Below are 18,034 nucleotides of genomic sequence, written 5' to 3'. Positions count from 1 at the left end.
CTGACTGTCAGACTCCGCTTCGCCTTTCAGAGACAGGGAGTCGACATGCCCGACCTGCAGTCCCCCACCCGCAGACGGCCACTGCGCAAGGCCCTGGCCGCCGCCCTCGGAGCCCTCGCGCTGGTCATCGCCGTGCCCGCCACCGCGCACGCCGACGTCCTGACCCTGCTGCCGCAGAACGCCGACGGGCTGGAACAGACCTTCTCCCCGGCCTACGACTACGACGGCGACGGCTGCTACACCACCGCCGCGATCGGCGCGGACGGCACCATCAACCCCGGTCTGGGGCTGGGCGGTGACGTCAACGGCCACTGCCACGACTACGCGCAGCTGGCCAACGCCAACACCTACTCGCGCGAGAAGTGCAACAACGGCTGGTGCGCGGTGATGTACGCCAGCTACTTCGAGAAGGACCAGGCGACGTACGGGCCGTTGGCCATCGGGCACCGGCACGACTGGGAACACGTCATCGTGTGGATCCAGAACAACCAGGTGCAGTACGTCTCGGTGTCGCAGCACAGCAGCTACCAGGTGGCGGCCGCCTCGGCGATCCGGTTCGACGGCACCCACCCGAAGATCGTGTATCACAAGGACGGCCTGTCCACCCACGACTTCCGCTTCGCCAACTCCAACGACGACCCGCCGGAGAACGTGACCGGCGGCTGGTTCTACCCGCGCCTGGTGGGCTGGAACGGCTACCCGGCGGGCTACCGCGACAAGCTGATGAACGCCGACTTCGGTGACGCCACCATCAAGATCAAGGACGGCTCCTTCGAGTCCAACCTGTCCTACTCGATGCCGTCCGGGATCGCCTTCGACCCGAACGCCTGATTCATCCGCGGCCCTCGACGAGCCGGGCCAGGTTGTCGAGGGCCATCCGGGTGCCCAGTTCGTTGTCCTCGGGGCGGACGCCTTCGGGGACGCCCTCGTGCAGCACCTCGACGTCCGTGCCGCCGCCGGCCGCGGTGAGGGCCGTCGTCATCGTCATGGTGCCGCGCACGGCGTCGTCGGCGGTCTCGAAGTCGATGACCTCGACGACGAGGCGGTCCGGGACCAGCCGGGCGAAGTGCCCCCGGTAGGTGTCGGTGTGCCCGCCGGACTTCCCGGCGCGCCCGGGGTCGTCGTAGTCGAGGGACACCCGGAACTCGCCGCCCTCCCGGGCGTCGAAGGCGTGCACCCGGGCGGTCATGCCGTCCGGCGTCCGCCAGGCGGCGACCGCCTCCGGGTCGAGCAGCGCCCGGTAGACGGCAGCCGGGGGCGCCTGTACCCGCCGGGTGACGCGCGTGCTGGTCATGAGCTCACGGTACCCGTGAGACGACCGTGCCGGGGCCGGGAAGGTGAGCCGGGCCCCGGCACGGAGTTCTTGCGTCACGGCTTGCGGGCGACCGCTCCGTACATCGCGATGTCCTCGTCGCGGATGCCTTCCTCGCCGTGGCCGTCCGGGAGCCACTTGTGCACCTGGACGATGCCCGGCTCGACCAGCTCCAGGCCCTCGAAGAACTTGTGGGCCTCGTCGATGGTGCGCAGCCGCATCGGCATGTTGCGGGCCGCGTACTCCCGGGCGACCCGGCCCACCTCCTCGGGCGCGAACTCGGCGGTGCCGATGGACATCGCCAGATAGCTGCCGGAGGGCAGCGGTTCCAGCAGCCGTCGTACGACACCGACCGCGTCGTCCGCGTCGAGCATGAAGTGCACGATGGCGATCACCGTGAGCGCCACCGGCTCGTCGAGGTCGAGGGTCTCGCGCAGTTCGGGGGCGTCCAGGATGGCCGCCGGGTCGCGGAAGTCGGCCTCGATGTACGCCGTCCTGCCCTCGGGCGCGCTGGAGAGCAGGCCCTGGGACAGGGTGAGGACGATCGGGTCGTTGTCCACGTAGACGACCCGGGAGTCGGGGGAGACCGCCTGGGCGATCTCGTGGAGGTTCGGGGAGGTGGGTATGCCGGTGCCCACGTCCAGGAACTGCCGCATCCCCGCCTCCTCGGCGAGCCAGCGCACGGCACGGTTCATCCAGTCGCGGTTGGCGCGCATGTGGACCGGGAGCGCGGGCCACTCCCGGGACATGGCGTCGCCCGCCTCCTGGTCGGCGGGGTAGTAGTCCTTGCCGCCCAGGATGTAGTCGTAGATCCGGGCTGAGTGCGCGTTCTCGGTGTCGATGCGGTCGGCCGGCCATCCGTTGTCGGGCAACGCCGTGTCTCCCATTCGGGTGAAGTGAGGGGGGTGCGGGGGGGGTGGTCGCGTCAGATGTGGGGGGTTGAGTGAACGATCAGCTATAGCAAGGAAGTTCCGGCCACACGGCTCACATGAGGAAGTCGGCGTCACCCGCCTTCACACCGGACAGGAAACTGGTCATCTCGCGGGGCGTGAAGACCAGCGCCGGTCCGTCCGGGTCGGTCGACTGGCGTACCGCTACCCGCCCGTCGGCGAGCTTCTTCACTTCCACGCAGGCGCCGCCGGCGTCGTCGCTCCACGGCTTGGACCAGCCGCGCGCGCCGAGTTGCCGGGACGGAATGCCATTGTGTACGGAGTGGTGCACGTCAGAGCTCCTCGCGAATCGCACCGAGGATGACCTCGGTCTTCCTGGCGGGCGCCGCCTGGGCGCCCAACCGGTCCAGGGCCTCGCGGTAGACCACGACATCCTCGCTCTTGTCCAGGTAGACGGCGCCCACCAGGCCGTTGAGATAGACGATGTCGGGCAGTTCGGGGGCCCGGAACCGGAAGAGGTGGTACGCACCGGCGCGCATCGCCGGGTGCGGGCCGTTGGCGAACGGCATGATCTGCAGAGTGACGTTGGGCAGCCGGTTGATCTCGATGAGATGGTCGATCTGGGCGCGCATGACCCCGGCACCGCCGACCGGCCAGCGCAGCACCGTCTCGTCCATCACGACCCACAGCCTGGGCGGCGCCTCGCGGGTGAGCAGTTCCTGACGGCGCATGCGCAGCGCCACCCGGCGCTGGGTGGCCTCGGTCGGCGCGTGCGGGTTGCCGGCGCCGAGCAGAGCGGCGGCGTACTCCCGGGTCTGCAACAGGCCGTGCACGAACTCGTTCTCGTAGGCGCGGATCTGCAACGCGGCCTGTTCCAGACTCAGATACGCGGCGAACCAGTCCGGCATCACATCACGGTAGGTGTGCCACCAGCCGCGCTTGTTGGCCTCGCGCACCGACTGCAGGAAGGTGTCGACCTCCTGGCGGTCCGTCACTCCGTAGATCTGCAGCAGCTTCTCGGCGTCGGCCAGCCGGAGCCGGGCCACCTTGGCGGCCTCCATCCGGCGGATGGTGGAGTGGCTGACGCCGATCGCCGTGCCGGCCTGCTCGTAGGACAGGCCCGCCCGGGTCCGCATCTCCTCCAGTTGCCGGCCGAGGATCATGCGCAGGACGGAAGGGGCACCGCCCCAGTCGGTCTCCGAGGTCACGCCCTACCCCCTCGCACAGGTCTCAGGGTCACCGTCTCACGCGTTCGTGATCGGCTCGCGGACTCATTCGATCACTTCCTGTCGGGAGCAGCATGCACTTCACTTCTTGCAATTTTCAACTTGCTGGTTGCGAGGCGATGTTGGCAGGTGCCAGAGTGGACCTACTGCTCCCGCTGACCAAGGAGCAGGCGAAGCAGTCCAGTTGGGGGAGACTGAGCTGCGATCCGGTGTCGCCCTGGCACGGGTCGTCGTCTGCCCCCGTGCGGCAGGGGCGGATGCGACCGCTCAGCCCCCCACGCTGCGAAGCCGGACGAAAGGCGCACGGCGATGGCCCCGCCCTCTCTCCCCCAGCCGCTCGACCGACTGCCCGATGACCGGATACCCGGCCTGCCCCGACCGGCGCTCGCGGCCGGCGCCGAGGGCCCGCACCGCCCGTCGGACGCGGCGGGCATCCCCCGACCACCCGGAGGCGAACGCCTCGGTCGACTCCCTGGGCCGCAAGGCCTCGACCGGTTCGCCTCCGGGGACCGGCCCGTCCCGCACAGCCTTGCGTTCGACCTGGCGCCGACACCCCGGGCGGTGGGCAACGCCCGCCGCAGCGTGGGCGAGCTGCTGGCCTCGTGGGGCGTGTGCGAGGAGGCCTGCGACAACGCGGTCCTGGTGACCTCCGAACTGGTCACCAACTCGATCGTCCACTCGGCCGGCCGGCGGATCATCTGCCGGGTGCACGCCGTCCCCGACCGGATCCGTATCGAGGTCGAGGACCAGAGCGGGAGCTTCACGCTCCCGGCGCCCCGGCAGGCCAGACCCGACGAGCAGAACGGGCGCGGACTGTTCCTGGTCGACGCGCTCAGCCTCGACTGGGGCGTCACGGTCGCGCCGGAGGGATCCTCCGCACGCGTCGTCTGGGCCGAGCTGTCGACGGCACCGGACTGACCTCCCCAGCTTTCTCCCCCACATCTCAGGAAGCACGTCGTCTCATGAACCATCCCCCCACGCCCGACCTCGCCGCCGACCCGTCCTGGACCCGCACCCGTCCCAAGCCCGGCCCCGAACAACCCCACACCACTCCGGCGGGCTGACCCGCCCCGCGGCCCGGGCCTCCTGGGAGGCCTGGGCCGTCGTGTGTCCATGGCGGGCGCCCGGCACGGGACGCGGCCGTCGGGGTCGCGTCGCATGATCGGGTGAAGGGGCCGGCTGACGGGCGCACCGCGGTACGCCCGGCGGCCGGCCGGGCGCCGGTCAGTTCGTCGCATGGGACAGCAACGCCGTCGCCGCGGAGCGCAGTTGGGCCGCCGCGGCCGCGCAGGCCGTCGCCTGCCGCTCCAGGGCGGCCCCGCTCCACTCCGGCGCCTCGGCACAGCCGGCCAGGGTGACGGCGGCACCGCGCAGCCGTTGCGCGTAGCCGTCCATCCGTTCCGCGTCGACTCTCAGGTCGTCGACGTAGGCGAGGAGTTCGGGGGCGGCGGTGGCGGGGCGGGGTTCGGTCACCATGGTGGCGCACCTGTTCTCGGGCTCAGCGCGGCAGCGGCGCGCCGGCGCTTCTGTGGGCGATGAACCGTGGGCTGGTCAGGACGAACCCGGGCCGGACGGTGTCGAGTTCGAGGATCTGGAGGTGGCGGGCCAGCGGCCCGTGCCCGCCGTCGAGCCGCAGCCGTATCCGGGGCCGGGTGTGGACGCGCGGTCGTCCGTCGGCGCGGACCAGGGTGCGTACGGTGCTGTCGCCGCGGCGGCCGTAGAGCACCCAGTCCGCCTCCGGACAGCGCACACCGGGGCCCGGGCTGCCCTCGACGTCCAGGCCCAGCTCCGGTGCCTCGACCCGGAGTTCACGTCCTTGCAGGGAGACCTCGGCGGATCCGTGCACGGCCGGCTGGGCCCAGAGCTCCTCGGCCACCGCCCGCGCTTCCCGGGTGCCGACGGCGAGCGCGACGACGTACCGTCCGGTGCGGCGCAGGTCGACGCGGCGCAGCAGGTCCCTGGCGAGGTCGTACGCGTGCGGCCGCCACAGGTCGTCGACCAGGACGGACAGGCCCAGTTCGGTGTAGGGGCCGATGGTGGTGCAGCGGTGCTCGTACAGGGAGAGCACGGCCAGGGCGCGGCGGCCGAAGCGGGTGGGGACCATCCAGGTGACGTCCGGCAGCAGGCTGCGGGCGACGTCCGCGTCGACCGGGTAGCAGAGGTGGGCGGCGGAGGAGTCGTAGTAGCGGACCGGCACCTCGACCGGGCCCGCCGAGGTGGGGACGCTGGTGGTGGGGACGGTCAGCAGGGGGTAGCCCTGGGGAGGCTGGGAGCGGTCCCTGAGCCGGTAGACACGGGTGCGTTCCACGGGGCCCCGGTAGGGGGTGAGGGCCTCGTCGACGTCCTGGGTGACCTGCGGGATCACCGTCTCCAGGTGGTCGATGTAGACGCGGAGCAGGTGGCAGCGCGGGAACTCGTGGTCGGGGCCGGAGTAGTCGGCCCGGTACCGGTTGGGGCGCGGGCCGGACGCGGCGCCCCTGCCGCGGCCGTCCAACGCCGGGACGATGTCGTGCCGGTTGGTGATGCCGGCGACCCAGGTGCGCGGGTCGGCGGGCTCCCGGTGGTCCGTCGGCGCACCGACGGCGACCACGTGGGTGACCCGGTAGGCGCGGCAGAACTCCTCGTCCTGGGCGAGGTTCAGCAGGGCGATCGCGCCCTCACCGTGTCCGACGAGGGCGAGGTCGGCACCGCGCGGGACGCCGTGGTCCCGGATCGCAAGCAGGATCGAGCGGGTGTAGGGCGAGTCGGTCATGAACAGGTTGCGCCAGGCGTCGGCGAAGTCCTGCGGGGGGTCGTCGCGGGGGCGGCCGGGGGTCGTGCCGGGGGCCTGGACGACGTACCGGAGCACGCCGTCGGGGCCGCGTACCTCCTGGACCAGGACGCGGCCTTCGGCGTCGAGGACGTCCAGGTTGCGCAGGAAGGCGAGCAGGGAGCCCTCGCCGGCGAGGCCCCGGGCCTCCCGGGCGGACGGTTCGACGGCCTGGACGGCGCCCTCACCCCGGTCCGGGGACGAGGGGTGGGCGGCGCTGATGCCGCGCGCCGGGTCGGCGGTCAGCTCACGGCCGGCGGCGAGCGCCCAGGCGGTCTCGTCGTTGACCGGGTCCTCGCCCAACAGGCCGCGGATGGCGAGGAGTTCGGCCAGGATCGGGGCCAGTGCGGACAGCGCGTGCCGGGCATCCTGGTCCTTGAAGAGGGCCCGCAGCGCGCGGACGGCCTCGAAGTCCCGGTCGGCGGTGACCGCGGCCGTCAGCCGGCGCATGCCCGGGTCGCGCCGGAACTCGGGGTGGTCGAGCAGGACGGCGGCGATCCTGAGCCGCAGCGAGGTGACCGCCACCAGCGCGGCCAGGGACTCCCGGCCGAGCGCCTCCCCCGCCGCGCCGAGGAGACGGCCCACGCCGTCCGGTGCCACGATCGCGGCGCCGCCGAGCCCGTTCCTGTTGGTGAGCGCCCGCAGCAGTGCCCAGCGGGCGGCGTAGCCGGTGCGGGGGCGGCGGCGCGCGGAACCCGTCAGCGCCGGGGCGAACAGGACGGAGCTGGTCCGTGCGCACACCTCGCGGATGCCCTCGGCGACGTCCACGACGTCACGGGCGCACTCCCGCAGCAGTTCCTCCGTGGGCGGCTCCTCCGTGGGCGGCCCGGAGGCATGCCGGTGCGCTGCCATCCGGCGCTCCCTCGGATCGACGACATGGCCTGGTCCCATCGTGTGCCCTGGGCCCGGTGCGCGCACCTTCGTCCGTGCGGGTGACGGTGGCCGCCGCGCGGAGTCCGTCAGGCGTCGTCGGCGAGGCCGGCGGCGACGGTCGCGCCGAGTTCCCAGCACGCCTCGAGGTCGGCCTTGCCCGGCTCGCCGGTCACCGTGACCGGCTGGGCCGCCCGGCGCCAGCCGAGGCCGGTGGTGATGGAGTCGAGGGCGCGCAGGGCGCCGGTGACGTCGTTGCCGCCGTGCACATAGGCGCCGAAGGGACGGCCCTGTGTCTCGTCCAGGCACGGGTAGTAGATCTGGTCGAAGAAGTGTTTGAGGGCGCCGGAGACATAACCGAGGTTGGCCGGGGTGCCGAGGAGGTAGCCGTCGGCTGCCAGCACGTCGGAGGCCGTGGCGGACAGGGCCGCCCGCCGCGCGACCCGCACCCCCTCGATCTCCGGGGTCGTCGCCCCGGCGAGCACGGCCTCGAACATGGCCTGGCAGTGCGGCGAGGGGGTGTGATGGACGATCAGCAAGGTGGGCACACCGGCACCCTGCCGTGCGCGGCCCGCCGACGGCAACCGGCGGGCCGCCGGTCAGGGCCGTGCGGGCATGGTCCAGCAGTTGGAGACGGCCGGCAGGCCGGACAGCCGGGCCGTGAGCCAGGCGACGGCGTCGCCCTGGTCGGTCAGCAGGGGGCCGAAGTGGTTCAGCAGGGCGCGGCCCACGACCGGCAGCACGACCGGCACATAGGTGACGTCCGCGCCTTCGTCGCACCAGTCGACGGCGAGCCGCCGGGCCTGGGCGTGCGGGACGAGGTCGTCGCTGACGCCGGTCGCCAGCCGGACCGGGCTCGCCGGTGCCGTCCCGCCGATGCCCCGCCTGACCCCGGGTACGGGGGTCAGGCGGAGCCGCGTCGACTCCGTCAGGCCGAGGCCGGGCAAAGTCGGGTCGGACGGGTCAGGACGACCTCCACCGGGTGCGCCACAGCAGCACGAACCCGGCGGCCAGCAGCACTCCGCCGAAGAGGGCCGGCCACAGGTGGGCGCCGGTCTCGGCGAGATCACCCTGGACGGCCTGCGGCTCGGTCTGGGGTGCGGTGGACGGCGCGCCCTGGCCCGCCGGAGCGGCGCCGGCCGTGGTCGCCGTGCCGGCCGGGGCCTGGGTCGCGGGACGCTCGGTCGGCCGGCTGATGACACCGCCCCCCGCGCCCGACGACTTCTTGGGCGAAGCGCTCGTGTAGACCTGCGGCAGACCGGTGCCGCCGGCGGCGGACTTCGTGGCGGACGGCTCCGCCGCGGGCTCGGAGGGCTGGGCGCTCTCGGTCTCGGCCGGCGGGTCGGCCGGGGTCGCCGTGTCGCTCGGCTCGGTGACCGGGCTCGCCGACTCGGACGGCGGGTTCTCCGGGCTCGCCGACTCCGACGGGTCGGGTTCGGCGCTCTGCGACGGCGGCTGCTCGTCGGCCCCGGCCCCGCAGGTGCGGCCGGAGTTGATGCAGCCGACCATCTTCCGCATCAGGCTCTCGTCGAAGACGTTGATGAAGTCACCGTGGTCGGTCACCGGCTTGTGCAGCTGCTCGGGGAACGAGTCCACCGCGAACAGCGGGACCGTACGGCCGCCGTCCTGGAGGCTCGGTGCGTCGACGTCGTAGACGATGCGCTGCACCAGCTGCGGAATGGCCTGGAACCCGGCCGGGCAGCTGCCGTCGGCCGCGGCGAACGCCACATGGGTGCGGTGGTTGGCGCTGTCGATGTTCCGGCCGTCCCAGCAGCTCTGGAACCTGAACGTGCGCACGACGTCACTGCCCGAGGGGCAGAGCGGGTACTTGTCCTTGAGCTGCCGGTCCTCGAAACCCGTGCAGCTCCAGGAGGCGTTGGCGTTGGCCGGGCCGTTGACGAAGGCCTTGGCGTCACCGGTGATGATGCGCAGCAGCCGGGGCATCTCGGTGACCTTGGAGGTCGGGTTGCCCTCGAAGGTGAGCGTGACCTCCTTTGCCGTCACGATCTGCCCGGCGTTGCCCTCGGTGCCGCCGCCCGGCTTGTCGGCGTCCCGCTCCTGCTTGCCGTTCTGCAGCCGCAACACGGGCCAGTAGTACGTGGACTTGTCGCCCTGGTCCGCACAACTCGTGTCGGCGTTCGCGAGGTCGTCGTCGCTGGCGAAGGCGTTGTTGGACTGGTTGCCGATGTAGTCGTGGAAGTGGTGGGCGCCGTTGGAGACGCCGGGCGCCACGATCACGTTGTCCGAGTTGAACAGGCCGTTCGCGTTGACGCCGCAACTGGACGCGAAGGTGCCGGTGGAGCCACCGGGCTGCTCGGCCGGGGTCGTGACATTGGGCTGGACGGTGGTGATGTCGGCGTAGTCGGCGGCGACGGGGCCGTTGCCGCCCTGACCGCCGATGCCGGCGCCGGCACTGGCACTGGCGCTCTGGCTCGGTGTGGCACCGTCCTGCGGCGACGCCGACTGCCCGCCGCCCTGGTCCGAGGAGCGCAGGGTGCAGGCGGCGAGGTCGTCGAGGCCCTGCGGACGGTCGCCCTCGCGGTCGATGGCGTCGGCGATGCGCTGCAGGGACTCGGACCGCTTCTCCTTCAGCGGATCCAGGATCGTCTGGTCGGCGAGGCCGGGGTTCTGCTGGATCGCCGCGGCCGACTCCTTGAGCTGCTGGTAGGCGGCCGCGATCTGCTGGTCCAGCTGCGCGAGTTCACCGTCGACGTCTTCCCGGGCCGCGTCGGGCACGTCCGTCAGCCGGCTGCCGACGTCGGGGCAGTAGACGGTGGGCGCGGACAGCACCTGAGCGGTGGCGGCCTGCCCGGACTGGTCCGATTCGGTGGCCGAGGCGTAGACGTTCACCGCGACCAGTGTTCCGCCGCCGAGCATCAGGGCGACCGCTGCGAAGGTCGCGCGTTGTGCGCCGGTCGGGCGTCTGCGCCTGTTGGGTCTCAAGGTCGTTCCCCTGCATGTCGTGGTCGGCCGGGCATGGAATTCCCCCGCCCTATACGCGGGGCGGCGCCACCGTGTTCAACGGCCCCACGAATTCACGGTGACCTCACAGGAAGCGGTCGCTCAAGCCGCCGCCGGCACCGCTCCGACGGGCGCACGTCGGCGCTCGCCACGTGGGCGAAATGCCGTCCCGCGACGGCCGGTTCTCGAACGCTACGACGAACATCACAATTACGTATCGGACATTAGGCACTTCAACCTTCACACGAGTGACACAAGTTGGCTAAGTTGACGGGCAAGCCGCTCGGCTCCCCCCGGCGAATCCCGTCGGGCCGCGCGGCCTCCGCCGAATCCGGTGCCCAACGGGGCGATCCGGAGCCGGGGACCCATCCGAACCACTGGGGTGAATCGGCCAACTGCCCTTAGGGGCAGGAGCCGTAGGGCATGCCTTCCGGATCGACCCGCCCGAACCCGACAGCTAACTCGGTAGGCGGAGCACGGAAGGAGCACGACCCCCATGGCGCCCGAGAGCCGTGACGAGGTTCGACAGCGGATCGACAGCCTCTACGACCAGGCCGAGAACGCCACCGGGAACTACAACGCCACACGTGCGATGAACGGGGGCTCGCGGTCTCGCGGTGTCCCGCTGTTCAAGCGGCCCCGGCGCGACGACCCGGGCCTGGACAACATCGCCAAGGAGTGGTTCGACAGCGCACGCTCGCGGCTGGGGCCGAGTGTCCCCGCGGCGCTGCCCGCCGACCGGCAGCCCGCCCGCCCCGGCCCGCGACGGCCCGTCAGCGCGATGGCAGCCGACCTGCTCGGCCAGTTGGAGGGCTCCGGCCCGTCCCGGCCGGAGCTGACCGCGGGGCCGTCCGCGACCAGCGACATCGAGGTCGTCCGCGAACTGACGGAGCTCCCCAAGCTGGAACTGACGGCCGGGTCCCCGGCGGCGCTGCCCCCGGGACCGTCGAGCGCGGCCAAGGCGCTGCCCGCCGCCGCGCCGCAGCGGGCCACACCGGGCGCGTCCAAGACCAAGAGCCAGCTGAAGATCGCCAAGGCGCGCGAGGTGCTGTCGCAGCGCACCGGGCAGCGTGCGATCGCGGCGCTCGAACCGGCCGCGCCCGCCCCGGCTCCGCAGGCGGCCCCGACCGCCCAGACCCCTTGGCCCACGCCCGAGGCCCAGGTCCCGGCCCAGCAGTGGCCGGCCCCCGCCGGTATGCCCGGCCAGTACGGCGACACCGGCTCCTTCCCGACCGACGCCCTGACCGGTACCGGTGCCCTCCCGGCGGTGACCGTGACGGAGACGGGTGCCATCCCGGTGGTGCCGGCGACGGACACCGGCTCCTTCCGGGTCATGACCCCGGGCGCCGCCCAGCCCATGTCCCCGGCGGACACGGGCGGCTTCCGCGTCATGACTCCGGGCGCCACGGGCGGCTACCCGGCCGTGCCGCCCATGGACGCGGGTGCGATGCCCGCCGCGGGCCCGGGCGACACCGGTTCCTTCCGGGTCATGACGCCGGGCGCCACGGGCACGTTCCCGATGCCGGCCGACACGAGCGCGTTCCCGATGCCGGCCGATACGGGCGCGTTCCCGACCGCGACCCCCACGGACACGGGCGCGTTCCCGACCGCCGCTCCCGCGAACACGGGGGCCTTCCCCACCGCCGCCCCGACGAACATGGGCGCGTTCCCGAACATGGGCGCCTTCCCCACCGCCGTCCCCGCGGACGCGGGCGCCTTCATCAGCGCCGCTCCCGCCATGCCGGCCGCGCCGGTCCCGGACACGACGGCCACCGGTTCCTTCCCGGGCATGACGCCGGACGCGGCCGCCGCCTACCTCGGCGCGCCCCCGGCCGCCGCGGAGCCCGCCTACCCCACCGCCGCGTACGCCGTGCAGACCGCCGCCATGCCGTCGGTCGCCATGCCGTCGGCCGACTACGGCGCCGGCGCCTTCCCCGCGGCGCCCGCCGCCGGCATGGGCGGCTACGCCGCCGGTATGCAGCCCACGGCCGCCGCCTACGCCACCGCACCGGCCACGACCGCGCTCGACGGGCCGATGCCCACGGCGGTGATACCGACGGCGGTGACGGACCCGCCGTGGGCGATGATGGCCTCCCCCGCCGCGATGACCGCGCCTCCCATGGCGATGGCCACCGCCGCCCCGGCGGCCCCGGCCCCGCTCCCCACCGCGCCCGTCCCGACGGCGCCCCCGGTGGTCACCGCCCCCGTCCCGACCGCACCCCCCGTGGTCACCGCCCCGCTCCCCACCACCCCCGTCCCGAGCGCGCCCCCTGCCGCCTACCCCGCCGCGGCCGTCACCGACACCGGCTCCTTCCTCGTGCCCGGTGCCGCGACCGAGCCCGGCAAGGCCATGAAGGCGCTGGCGTTCGCCCGGGCACAGATCGGGCGGCCCTGCGTGTGGGGCGCGACCGGGCCGGAGTCGTACGACTGCTCCAGCCTCACCCAGGCCGCCTGGCGGGCCGCCGGAGTGTCGCTGCCGCGCAGCGCGCCGGACCAGGCCTTCGCCGGCACCCCGCTGACGCTGGCCACCATCGAGCCCGGTGACCTGGTCTTCTTCTTCGACAACGACAGTCACGTCGGGGTCTACGCGGGCAACGGCATGATGATCCACGCGCCGAGCCCGGGGGCGGCCATCCGCGAGGAGTCGATCTACACCGCCGGGGAGTCGGCGATCCACCGGGTGGTCCGCCCGGCCTGAACCCCCGCCGTCGGGTCCGTCGGGGTCAGACCCTCCGCCGCCGCGTGCGCCAGCTCTCGTGGTGGTCCAGGAGGGTCTCCTCGACGGGCCGGTAGGTGAGGCCCAGTTCCCGGACGCCCCGGCTGTTGTCGACGCGGAAGCGGATGCCGAGGTGGTTGCGTATGTAGTCCTGGGTGAGGCCGAAGGAGGGGCCGAGGATCCGTACCGGCCAGTGCGGGAGCGCGGTGCGCGGCAGACGCGGATCCCACGGACGGCGGGTGCGGATGATCCGGGACATCTCGTGGAAGGACGTCATCGTCTCGTTGGCCACGATGTAACGGCCGGCCGCCGCCGGGTTCTCCGCCGCCGCGATGTGCGCGTCGGCCACGTCGCGGACGTCCGCGGTGGTGAAGCTGAAGTCCGGGGCGCCGTAGCAGAAGTAGCCCTTGAACAGCTCGTCCAGCAGGAACAGGCTGCCGGACTCGGAGGCGGGCGTGAGCGAGGGACCCAGTATCAGGCCGGGGTTGACGGAGACCATGCGCCAGCGGTCCTGGGCGGCCTCGGCGTCCCAGGCTGCGCGCTCGGCGACCGTCTTGGCGTAGTGGTAGGGGTTGCCGGCCACCGTGCTGGTGTTGTTGAAGTACTTCTCCGTCAGGATCTCGCCGGCCATCTCGCGGACGTCGGAGTAGTCGCCGAAGATCGCGCCGACGGTGGAGGTGAAGACCAGGGTCGCCACGTCCGGGGCGCGGCCCACGCTCGCCAGCACGTTGCGGGTGCCGAGCAACGCCGGGTCCACCACGTCCCGTCGGCCGTCCCTGATCCGTTCCGGCATGAGGAACGGCGACGCCACGTGGAAGACGGTCGCACAGCCGCGGAACGCCTCGTCGAAGGAGCCGTCCTTGAGCAGGTCCGCCTCGAACAGGGTGAGCCGGCCGGGGAAGGCCTCCTGGAACTCCCACAGGGGCCGGACCTTGGCCGCGTCGGAGGCGCTGCGGACGGTCGCGTGCACCCGGTAGCCCCGCCGCAGCAGCCCGCGCACCAGATGGCTGCCGACGAATCCGCTGCCGCCGGTGACCGCGACGGTCGTCTCCCCGCGTGCGTCCACGCTCTCACCCCTCGCCCTCCGGCCACCGCGCCTCGGTGCGCCGCAGAGGACAGGTTGGTGCATGCCCGGGGCGGCCGCCAAGGACCGGGAGGGGAGCTGTACCGTCTCCTTGCCATAAGCGGGACCCGACAGAGGTCATAAGGTCGTCTTATGAGGTCATAGACCGGACCCGCGTACCAACTTAGGACTGCCTTAGCTTAGGCTTCCCGTTCGAGATCGATTGTCCTCACTCGAAGGGAACCTGATCATGCCGCGCCCCCTGCGGGTAGCCATCGTCGGAGCCGGCCCCGCCGGGATCTACGCCGCCGACGCCCTGCTCAAGTCCGAGGTGGCCGCCGAGCCCGGCGTGTCCATCGACCTCTTCGAGCGGATGCCCGCCCCGTTCGGCCTGATCCGTTACGGCGTCGCCCCCGACCACCCGCGCATCAAGGGCATCATCACGGCCCTGCACCAGGTGCTCGACAAGCCGCAGATCAGGCTCTTCGGCAACGTGGACTACCCGACCGACATCAGCCTCGACGACCTGCGCACCTTCTACGACGCGGTGATCTTCTCGACCGGCGCGACGGCCGACCGCGAGCTGCGCATACCCGGAATCGACCTGGACGGCTCCTACGGCGCCGCCGACTTCGTCTCCTGGTACGACGGCCACCCGGACGTGCCGCGCACCTGGCCGCTGCAGGCCGAGAAGGTCGGCGTCCTCGGTGTCGGCAACGTGGCCCTGGACGTGGCCCGCATCCTCGCCAAGACCGCCGACGAGCTGCTGCCGACCGAGATCCCGCCGAACGTCCACGACGGCCTGAAGGCCAACAAGGCCCTCGAGGTGCACGTCTTCGGCCGCCGTGGGCCGGCGCAGGCGAAGTTCTCCCCGATGGAGCTGCGGGAGCTGGACCACTCCCCCAACATCGAGGTCATCGTGGACCCCGAGGACATCGACTACGACGAGGGCTCGATCGACACCCGGCGCGGCAACAAGCAGGCCGACATGGTCGCCAAGACCCTGGAGAACTGGGCGATCCGCGATGTCGGCGACCGTCCGCACAAGCTCTTCCTGCACTTCTTCGAGTCGCCGACCGAGATCCTCGGCGAGGACGGCAAGGTCACCGGCCTGCGCACGGAGCGCACCGCCCTGGACGGCACCGGCAACGTCAAGGGCACCGGCGAGTTCAAGGACTGGGAGCTCGGCGCGGTCTACCGCGCGGTCGGCTACCTCTCCGACAAGCTGCCCAAGCTGCCCTGGGACATCGACTCGGGCACCGTCCCGGACGAGGGCGGCCGGGTCGTCGAGGAGAGCGGCAACCACCTCCGGTCGACGTACGTCACCGGCTGGATCCGCCGCGGTCCGGTCGGTCTGATCGGCCACACCAAGGGCGACGCCAACGAGACGGTCTCCAACCTGCTGGACGACTACGCGAACGACCGGCTGCACACTCCCGCGTCGCCCGCGCCGGAGGCCGTCGACGCCTTCCTCGCCGAGCGGAACGTCCGCTTCACCACCTGGGAGGGCTGGTACCGGCTGGACGCCGCCGAGCGGGCGCTGGGCGAGCCGCAGGGCCGCGAGCGCGTGAAGCTCGTCGAGCGCGAGGACATGCTCCGGGAGAGCGGCGCGTGACACGACGCTGAACCACTCGAAGGGCTCGCCTCGGAGGGCTCGACGAAGGGCTCGAAGGGGGGCCGACGGATCGCCGTCGGCCCCTCACGTGTTCGCCGTCGGCCGGGCGAACGGGGCCCGCCCCTATGCGGATGGACGAGCAGACCCCGTTCGCCGCACCATTGTCCGGAATGCGCCTGGTCGGGGACACGGGTGAACCGCCGTCGCACGACGCACACGGTGCACACCCCGGGTGCGGGGCGCATTCCCCGTGCGCGGGCGGCCCCCGCCCTGTGGAACACGCTCCCGAGCGGTGATACTGGATCGCACACCCCGCTCCCATCAGCAGATTGGCCCATGTCGAACTCCGCCACCGACCGTGCCGTCCTTCCGCCGACCGTCTGGACCGCCCGCGGCCGCCACACGGGCCCGGACTCCGAGGAGGTGATCCGCCGGATCCTGCGCCGCCGCAGGGAGACCGGCGCCCTCGACGACTTCGCCGAACCAGCCGTGGCCGCCGTGGCCGCCGAAGCCGCCGTGCCCGGGGAAGCCGGCCCGCGGGTCTTCGAGGCGCGCTGGCGCGTCGACGACGGCACGGTGACGGTGCGCGCCCGGTTGACCCTCGTAGCACAGGCGGCCGGACGGGAGTGGCAGCTGGTCGCCGAGGCCGAGCGGCCCTGGGACGAGGCCTGGCCCTCGCCGGCGACGGTGTTCTGGCCCGACGGCGACGAGGCCGGGGACGGCGGCGAGGCCGCCTGGGACTACCACCCGGCCGTCGCGGGCCTGCGGCTGCGCACGGTCAACCCGCTGCCCGCCGACGACAAGGACATGAGGCGGGTGCTGCGCGAGGCCGCGAAGGACGCCTGGTGCGTCAACCTCGTGGTGCACGAGGCGATGACGCCCGACGCGCTCGGCCGGCAGCCGCTGGTCCGACAGCTGCCGCCCGGCCTCGCCCACCGTGTCGTGGAGCACCGGGCCACGCCCCAGCAGTTCCGTGCCGTGAACTGGGCGGTGCGCGACCTCGGCGTCGAGGTGCCGCGCGGCGGTGCCGTCCTGCTGCCCCCGGACCCGGCACCGGCCGGCTACGACGCGCGGGAGTACGCGGTGCGCAGCGTCTTCCTGGACGGTTCGGAGTCCACCGAACTGATTGCCGTGCTGCGCCGGTTCGCGGCGCTGCCCAAGCCCGCGCCGCAGGGCGCCGAGGAGGCGCTGGCCGATCTGCGCGACAACTGGACCCTGATGACGCTGGAGGAGGAGCTCGCCCGCGAACGCGAGCGGGTCGCGCAGTACGCCGAGGCCCTGGAGGCCATGACCAGGTCCCGCGACCTGTACCGGGAGGCCGCCGAGCGGGCCGACGAGGCGCTCGCCGCCCTCCGCGACACTCCCACCCCCGCCGTACCGGCCTCCCAACCCGGCTCCCCTTTCCAGCAGTTGACCCGGGTCTTCAAGGGCCTGCGGCCGCCGAAGGAGAATGCCGGGCCGACGGCGATGCCCGAGGACGAAACCGGGAAGACGGACCGGTGAGAAGCCCCGGGCCGGACCGGGGCAGGACGACAGGACAGCCATGGACACCACCACGACCGTGCTCGTGATCTGCGCGATCGTCGCGGCGGCCCTGCTCGCCGGGGCGGTCACCGTGCTCGTACGACTGGTCCGCACCCGGCGCACCCTGCGCCGGGCCGGGCTGCCCACCGGACCGCGCTGGGTGTTCTGGGGCGCCGTCCTGTACCTGGTGCTCCCGACCGACCTCCTGCCCGACCCGATCTACCTGGACGACATCGGCGTCCTCCTGCTGGCCCTGCGCTCGATGCGCGCGGCCCGGGTGCTGCCGACGGAGGAGCCCGAACTCTGAGCCGCCCAGGGCATGATGGGCGGATGCGAACCACGTTCACCGGTGTCTCCGGGCTCTCCTCGCCGCCCGATGTCGCCGTGGTCGTCGACGTGATGCGGGCGTTCACCGTGGCGGCCGGGGCTTTCCGGCATGGCGCGGAGCGGATCGTCTTCGCCGGAACCCTCGACGAGGCACTGGAGTTGAAGGCCCGCCACCCGGGCTGGCTGGCCTTCCAGGACGGTCCGGTGGTGCCGGGCTTCGACCTGGCCAACTCACCGGCCCGGCTGCGCTCGCTGGACGTCGCGGGCCGCACCGTCGTCCAGCGGACCACCGCCGCAACGGCCGGGGCGCTGGCCGTCGCCGGGGCCCGGCTGCTGCTGTGCGCGAGTTTCGTGGTCGCCGGGGCCACCGCCGCCGTCCTGCGGCGGGAGCGGCCCGAGGCGGTCACCTTCGTCGTGACCGGGGACGGCGGTCGGGCCGAGGAGGACCTGGCCTGCGCCCAGTACATCGCCGGGCGCGTGACCGACGACGGCCTCGATCCGGGTCCGTTCGTGGACCGGGCCCGGAACTCCGACGCCGCCGCGCGGCTCGCCGAGGGGGCGCGGCTCGGCTGGGACGGCATCCACCCCGAGGACGTGCCGCTGTGCCTGGAGACGGACACCTTGCCGTTCGCCATGGCCGCCGCCCGGGAGGACGGTCACCTGGTGCTGCGCCCGGTTGCCGACGGCTGAGCCGGCGCCGGCGTGGAGCAACCGGTCGGTG

General features: G+C 72.8%; 15 protein-coding genes, 2 pseudogenes and 1 riboswitch. Of the genes and pseudogenes, 7 read left to right on the top strand and 10 right to left on the bottom strand.

Annotated elements, in window-relative coordinates; translation table 11 throughout:
• Window positions 1-45: 45 nt before the first annotated feature.
• Complete coding sequence (locus ACZ4N4_RS39400; protein WP_453566800.1) at window positions 46-831, top strand: NPP1 family protein; 786 nt, start codon at window positions 46-48, stop codon at window positions 829-831.
• 1 nt (window position 832) lies between these two features.
• Here the strand turns inward: ACZ4N4_RS39400 and ACZ4N4_RS39395 are convergent, their stop codons facing one another.
• The 4 genes from ACZ4N4_RS39395 to ACZ4N4_RS39380 all read right to left on the bottom strand — a co-directional run bounded on the left by ACZ4N4_RS39395 (window position 833) and on the right by ACZ4N4_RS39380 (window position 3,410).
• Window positions 833-1,294 (bottom strand): SRPBCC domain-containing protein, encoded by a 462-nt coding sequence (locus tag ACZ4N4_RS39395; RefSeq protein WP_453566802.1) that lies wholly within the window; start codon window positions 1,292-1,294, stop codon window positions 833-835.
• Between the two features lie 74 nt (window positions 1,295-1,368).
• Window positions 1,369-2,184 (bottom strand): SAM-dependent methyltransferase, encoded by an 816-nt coding sequence (locus ACZ4N4_RS39390; protein WP_467598064.1) that lies wholly within the window; start codon window positions 2,182-2,184, stop codon window positions 1,369-1,371.
• Window positions 2,185-2,296: 112 nt separating this feature from the next.
• Window positions 2,297-2,533 (bottom strand): DUF397 domain-containing protein, encoded by a 237-nt coding sequence (locus tag ACZ4N4_RS39385; protein WP_467598061.1) that lies wholly within the window; start codon window positions 2,531-2,533, stop codon window positions 2,297-2,299.
• A 1-nt stretch (window position 2,534) separates the two neighbouring features.
• The gene (locus ACZ4N4_RS39380) at window positions 2,535-3,410 is read right to left on the bottom strand and encodes a helix-turn-helix domain-containing protein (RefSeq protein WP_453566808.1); all 876 of its coding nucleotides are present in this window, start codon (window positions 3,408-3,410) and stop codon (window positions 2,535-2,537) included.
• A 327-nt stretch (window positions 3,411-3,737) separates the two neighbouring features.
• On the opposite strand from ACZ4N4_RS39380, the gene ACZ4N4_RS39375 reads away from it, so the two are divergent.
• Window positions 3,738-4,346, top strand: coding sequence for an ATP-binding protein (locus ACZ4N4_RS39375; RefSeq protein WP_450756884.1), 609 nt, complete (start codon window positions 3,738-3,740; stop codon window positions 4,344-4,346).
• A gap of 306 nt (window positions 4,347-4,652) precedes the next feature.
• Here ACZ4N4_RS39375 and ACZ4N4_RS39370 read toward each other — a convergent pair whose 3' ends face one another.
• From ACZ4N4_RS39370 to ACZ4N4_RS39350, 5 genes and pseudogenes are all read right to left on the bottom strand, one after another.
• The gene (locus ACZ4N4_RS39370; protein ID WP_467598057.1) at window positions 4,653-4,904 is read right to left on the bottom strand and encodes a hypothetical protein; all 252 of its coding nucleotides are present in this window, start codon (window positions 4,902-4,904) and stop codon (window positions 4,653-4,655) included.
• A gap of 22 nt (window positions 4,905-4,926) precedes the next feature.
• Window positions 4,927-7,089 carry a hypothetical protein gene (locus ACZ4N4_RS39365; RefSeq protein WP_467598054.1) on the bottom strand — a complete coding sequence of 721 codons (2,163 nt, stop codon included), beginning with the start codon at window positions 7,087-7,089 and terminating at the stop codon, window positions 4,927-4,929.
• 107 nt (window positions 7,090-7,196) lie between these two features.
• Window positions 7,197-7,655: a flavodoxin family protein gene (locus ACZ4N4_RS39360; protein ID WP_467598051.1), complete on the bottom strand. Its 459-nt coding sequence runs from the start codon at window positions 7,653-7,655 to the stop codon at window positions 7,197-7,199.
• A 51-nt stretch (window positions 7,656-7,706) separates the two neighbouring features.
• A pseudogene (locus ACZ4N4_RS39355) lies at window positions 7,707-7,985 on the bottom strand (lipase family protein); the annotation flags it as partial.
• Between the two features lie 85 nt (window positions 7,986-8,070).
• Entirely contained in the window at window positions 8,071-9,984 is a 1,914-nt protein-coding gene (locus ACZ4N4_RS39350; protein ID WP_467598179.1) for a DUF1996 domain-containing protein, read from the bottom strand.
• Between the two features lie 397 nt (window positions 9,985-10,381).
• Window positions 10,382-10,556: riboswitch (cyclic di-AMP (ydaO/yuaA leader) on the top strand.
• A gap of 1,856 nt (window positions 10,557-12,412) precedes the next feature.
• On the opposite strand from ACZ4N4_RS39350, the pseudogene ACZ4N4_RS39345 reads away from it, so the two are divergent.
• A pseudogene (locus tag ACZ4N4_RS39345) lies at window positions 12,413-12,766 on the top strand (C40 family peptidase); the annotation flags it as partial.
• Between the two features lie 25 nt (window positions 12,767-12,791).
• On the opposite strand, the gene ACZ4N4_RS39340 reads toward ACZ4N4_RS39345, so the two are convergent.
• Complete coding sequence (locus tag ACZ4N4_RS39340; RefSeq protein ID WP_467598048.1) at window positions 12,792-13,850, bottom strand: NAD-dependent epimerase/dehydratase family protein; 1,059 nt, start codon at window positions 13,848-13,850, stop codon at window positions 12,792-12,794.
• A gap of 247 nt (window positions 13,851-14,097) precedes the next feature.
• Between ACZ4N4_RS39340 and ACZ4N4_RS39335 the strand changes: the two genes are divergently transcribed.
• The 4 genes from ACZ4N4_RS39335 (at window position 14,098) to ACZ4N4_RS39320 (ending at window position 18,003) form a co-directional block, all read left to right on the top strand.
• The gene (locus tag ACZ4N4_RS39335; protein ID WP_467598045.1) at window positions 14,098-15,462 is read left to right on the top strand and encodes an FAD-dependent oxidoreductase; all 1,365 of its coding nucleotides are present in this window, start codon (window positions 14,098-14,100) and stop codon (window positions 15,460-15,462) included.
• Window positions 15,463-15,798: 336 nt separating this feature from the next.
• Window positions 15,799-16,965 carry a hypothetical protein gene (locus ACZ4N4_RS39330; protein ID WP_467598043.1) on the top strand — a complete coding sequence of 389 codons (1,167 nt, stop codon included), beginning with the start codon at window positions 15,799-15,801 and terminating at the stop codon, window positions 16,963-16,965.
• 40 nt (window positions 16,966-17,005) lie between these two features.
• Window positions 17,006-17,293, top strand: coding sequence for a DUF1232 domain-containing protein (locus tag ACZ4N4_RS39325; RefSeq protein ID WP_351696789.1), 288 nt, complete (start codon window positions 17,006-17,008; stop codon window positions 17,291-17,293).
• 23 nt (window positions 17,294-17,316) lie between these two features.
• Window positions 17,317-18,003, top strand: coding sequence for a 2-phosphosulfolactate phosphatase (locus tag ACZ4N4_RS39320; RefSeq protein ID WP_467598039.1), 687 nt, complete (start codon window positions 17,317-17,319; stop codon window positions 18,001-18,003).
• Window positions 18,004-18,034: the final 31 nt, after the last annotated feature.

The sequence above is a fragment of the Streptomyces sp. NPDC026538 genome (assembly GCF_055567535.1).
This window is presented reverse-complemented; position numbering and strand designations above follow the sequence as displayed.